Here is a 4,508-nt window from a genome sequence, read left to right on the forward strand (position 1 = left end):
ATAAGGCACCTAGGAAAACTTGACACATACTCGATACATTGGCCTTTTCACTTAATTCTACTATTGATATGTTCACAATATCATCGGAGTGTTCCTGTACATATTGCCATAAATATTTTTCCGATGTGCTCAGTGCTTCAGTCAATTAGATTCCCTCCAAGATTGTAACAAACTTTTCATGTTTACCTTTATAATATCATTTTTTGAAAACATTTTCATAGTTACACATGTTATGCTAAAAATGAAGATAAAGAGGGGGCAACAACATGATTTATACATTAACTTTAAATCCTGCAATTGATTTAGTGATTGATACCAAAACAATGCAACCCAATGTTGTAAATAGAACTGAAAGCTATGATATTCAGGCAAATGGAAAGGGAGTTAACGTTTCTTTTATATTGAAACGTCTGGGTATAGAAAATGTCGCTTTAGGGATCGGCGGTGGATTTACTATTAAATATATTGAGGAGGTTTTAAACAAATCGGATATTACTAATGATTTTGTACATGTTGAAAAACCTACTCGAATTAATGTTTTCACACGTGTACAGGATGAAAATCAAGAATATAAGTTAGTTAACAAGGGGCCGAAAACTAATAAGAACCAGATCAATGAATTATTAAAAAAGATTAAGAAATTGAAAAAAGATGACATTCTATCATTGTCAGGAAGCTTTTCAGAGGGAATTGAACCCGGGATACTTTCTCAAATTGCTAGAATCTCTGAAAAAAATCAGTTTAAATTAGTGATCGACACAAGTTATACGGAAGTTTTGGATACATTAAAGTATCATCCATATCTTATTAAGCCAAACGAACACGAAATAGCGAGTTGGTTTGGTATGTCAAAAGTCCCTGATCAAGAAACATTGATAAAAATGGGAAAAGAATTAATTCACCGAGGCGCCTTAAATGTCTTGATTTCTTTAGGAGGTTTAGGCGCGGTTTTTATCAATTCTCACGAAGTATTGTTTGGTAATGCTGCTAAGGGTGAAGTTGTCAATACAGCAGGATCAGGAGATACAATGTTGGGTAGTTTCCTAGGCGGAATGGTAACAGGATTATCAAGTAAAGAAAATCTAAAACGTGCATTAGCAGCAGGTAGTGATACTGCATTTCAATCTTGGATTACCAATTTTAAAAATGTACCAATTTTAGAGAAACAAATACAAGTTAAAACGATTGACTAAAATACGAGGAGGGAAAAATTATGGCAAAATATAAACTTATTGCAGCAACTGGATGTGCAACCGGAATTGCACATACTTATATGGCTCAAGAGGCACTTGAGCAGTCTGCTAAAAAAATGGGTGTCACAATTAAAGTGGAAACACATGGACAAACCGGGGTTGATGACCCACTTACTCAAGAAGAAATTGATGGTGCAAGTGGCGTCATTATTGCTTCAGATGTGGATGTGGATGCTGATAGATTTGTTGGAAAAAANGGTATTAGTGAATCTGATAAATTAGTGGATCGTATTTTGCACGATCCGCAGGTTTCCAGTTATAAGAGTGGTTCTGTCAAAGAAAAAGCTCAATCTGCTTCCAAGGCTGGAAGCAAAAATGGGAATACATTTTGGAATTCAATTTATGTATCTCTAATGAACGGGGTTTCTCACATGCTGCCATTTGTTGTTGCAGGCGGTGTTTTGATGGCAATTTCGTTTTTTGGGGGAATTAATTCCGCTGACCCTAAAAGTAGCGAATATAATTATTTTGCCTTTTTGCTGAATACGATTGGTTCCAGCACTATGAATCTGATGGTTCCCGTTTTGTGTGCATTCATTGCTGAGGCTATTAGCAAACGTTCTGGTATGGTTGTTGGCTTTGCAACTGGAATGATTGCATTTACGAATGGAACAGGATTCTTAGGAGCAATTGTTGGTGGTTATTTGGCCGGTTATACAGTTGTATTGTTACAGCATATTTTGAAACCGCTGCCAGACAAGCTGTTTCGTGGACTAAAGGCTATTTTCTTGTATCCTGTTTTAGGGGTTTTTATTTCCGGTATGATAATGTGGTTTATTTCTTTACCAATGAAGGATCTAAATGTTGGTATGATGAATTTCTTGAAGGGAATGGAGAATAGCAGTCCAATTATTTTAGGATTGATTATAGGAATTATGTGTGCTTCCGATTTTGGTGGCCCAATTAACAAAGCGGCATATCTAACTGGTACTGCATTATTAGCTCAAGGTAACTTTTATTTTATGGCCGGAGTGTCGGCTGCATGTATTGCACCACCTCTGGCAACTGGCTTTGCCGTATTATTTAATCCTAAAGCATATTCAAGTACAGAGCGTAGTGCTGGATATGTAAACTTTCTATTGGGTTCGACACATATTACGGAAGGGGCTATCCCCTTTGCTGCTAAAAATCCACTTTTAAATATTCCTTCATTTATGATTGGATCATCGATTGCAGCAATTCTTACTTATGTGACAAAAATTCAGGTTCCTGCACCACATGGTGGTTTTATTATTTTACCATTAGTTAATCATCCATTTTTATGGGTACTTTGGATTCTGATTGGTTCTGTTATATCAGGGGCGTTATTGGCACTTATAGCAGGGCGACAAGCTAAAAAGCATGCTGTAGCTACGGATGCAGGTACTTTCGATATTTTAACTGGTGAAAATACAGAAGACGCGGAAGTTTCAGAAACAGAACAAACAGCAGTAACTAACACAGAAGAGGTTGAATCATTCGATCCAGGTGAAATCTTGACGCTTAAAAACATTCAACTGGGGGTGAGAGCTTCAACTAGAGATGAAGTTTTACAATACCTTGCCAACTTTGCAGTTGAAAACGGATTAGCTAAAGATTCCAAAAAAGTTCTTGGAAAATATCTAAAACGTGAGGCAGAAGGCTCAACAGGTATGCAGGATGGAATTGCAATTCCTCATGCACAGGATGCTACAATTAAGACGTCTGCCATGTTGGTGTTGAAACTTGATAAACCTGTTGAATGGAAAACGTTTGATGGTAAGCCAATTGATACTGTTATTTCGTTTTTAATTCCAGAAAATGATAGTGGATCTCATCTTAAATATCTTTCTAATACAGCCAAACTGTTAACTCATAGTGATTTTGTTAAAGCACTTCGAAATGCAAAATCGAAAGAGGAAATTTTAGATTTAATTCAACAACAATAAAATTAAATTCATTTTATGAATAAAGGATTTTGAAAAAGGAATATTTCCTTTTTTCAAAATCCCTTATTTTTATAGGCAAAAGTAGATTAGTTCCGATGTTTTACATAAAAATATCTCGTGATACTACAGTAATTTTAAAAATACGGAAGCAATAATAACCGAAGCAACTGAGACGGTTGCAAATCCTCCAACCAGCATTTTTGGCATGGTGTGTTTCAAAACATATGCCTCCTCAGCATCGTTTTGAGAAACGCTACGAGCAATTTCAGAAGTCAGAATATAATCCGCTGGAAACCCAAATAGTGATGTTAAAGAACAAGCATAAGCCATTTGCCATGACATTCCAAATGGTTTTGCTAGTAAACGGGATGCAATAAACATGCCTAATAACCCCAGGGCAATTAAAACGAGGATTTGAACGATAATGGTTCCCATGATTTTAGGGGTTGTCACATTTAATTGAGCAAAGACATATGCTAACAGACCATACATTAGCCAGTTGAATACACCAGCTTTATTCAGAGCATCTTTTTCTAGGAAACCGATTTGGTGTGCAATGACACCAAATATCAAAGCAATAACATTTGAGTTAACTGCATTATGTAGTAAAGATGAAACCCAGATACTTAAAAGTGCAACTAGTGCCAAACGTACAAGTACAAAAGAGGATGTTTGATATTCTTTAGGGAGGTTGAATACTTTTTTTTCTTTTTTATCATCAGCTGCTATTTGATCAGTCTGTGTAGTTGTAGAGGTAGCTTGGGAGCTTTTAGCGTGAAACTGTTTTAACAAGCGATGTCCTTCTTGTTTCAACATAACTGCAGTTAAAGGGTAACCAATGACTGAATGTACAACGTACATAGAAACTGGCAAGGCAACTAGAGAGGTAATTCCTTGCGCTTTTAATCCGCTTGTCATTAATAATGCAGATACTAATCCACCAGTTAATGGAGGAACAGCAGCAACAACTGTATGCCAATCAAATATAAGTGATCCAATTGATAAGGTTAAAATTAGTGTGCCACAAACCCCAAGCAGCGCAATACAAACAGATTTCCATTGAGCAACTAATTCTTTGATGCTCATAAGAGTTCCTAAATGTACTAACAATATTGGTACTGCAATACCAATGAATTGATTACCAAATGAAGCCTGGGAAACCACATTCTTTGGTACTATCGTCCAAAATCCAATCATAAATAGAATTGCAGTGATAAATACGGATGGAATAAATGCGTGTGTAAGTGAGGAGACCCACTCACCAATTAACATAAAAATCATGACACAAAGAAACGCAATAACAAAAGTCATACGAACACTCCCTCGTATTATATATTTTGAAACTTTG

At 36.1% G+C, this 4,508-nt stretch carries 3 protein-coding genes and 2 pseudogenes; 4 read left to right on the forward strand and 1 reads right to left on the reverse strand.

Annotated elements, in window-relative coordinates:
• Positions 1-266: 266 nt before the first annotated feature.
• From pfkB to IV84_RS11455, 4 genes and pseudogenes are all read left to right on the forward strand, one after another.
• Positions 267-1,193, forward strand: coding sequence for a 1-phosphofructokinase (gene pfkB / locus IV84_RS09720; protein WP_056986583.1), 927 nt, complete (start codon positions 267-269; stop codon positions 1,191-1,193).
• Positions 1,194-1,213: 20 nt separating this feature from the next.
• On the forward strand, positions 1,214-1,449 hold a 236-nt coding region (locus IV84_RS11260), incomplete at its 3' end, for a PTS fructose transporter subunit IIB (protein ID WP_236699026.1).
• Position 1,450: 1 nt separating this feature from the next.
• Positions 1,451-2,603 (forward strand): annotated as a pseudogene (locus tag IV84_RS09725) (PTS fructose transporter subunit IIC); the annotation flags it as partial.
• 98 nt (positions 2,604-2,701) lie between these two features.
• Positions 2,702-3,160 (forward strand): annotated as a pseudogene (locus IV84_RS11455) (PTS sugar transporter subunit IIA); the annotation flags it as partial.
• Positions 3,161-3,283: 123 nt separating this feature from the next.
• Here the strand turns inward: IV84_RS11455 and IV84_RS09730 are convergent.
• Positions 3,284-4,471: a hypothetical protein gene (locus IV84_RS09730; protein ID WP_056986585.1), complete on the reverse strand. Its 1,188-nt coding sequence runs from the start codon at positions 4,469-4,471 to the stop codon at positions 3,284-3,286.
• Positions 4,472-4,508: the final 37 nt, after the last annotated feature.

The sequence above is a fragment of the Pediococcus damnosus genome, from assembly GCF_001437255.1.
Classification (GTDB): Bacteria; Bacillota; Bacilli; order Lactobacillales; family Lactobacillaceae; genus Pediococcus; species Pediococcus damnosus.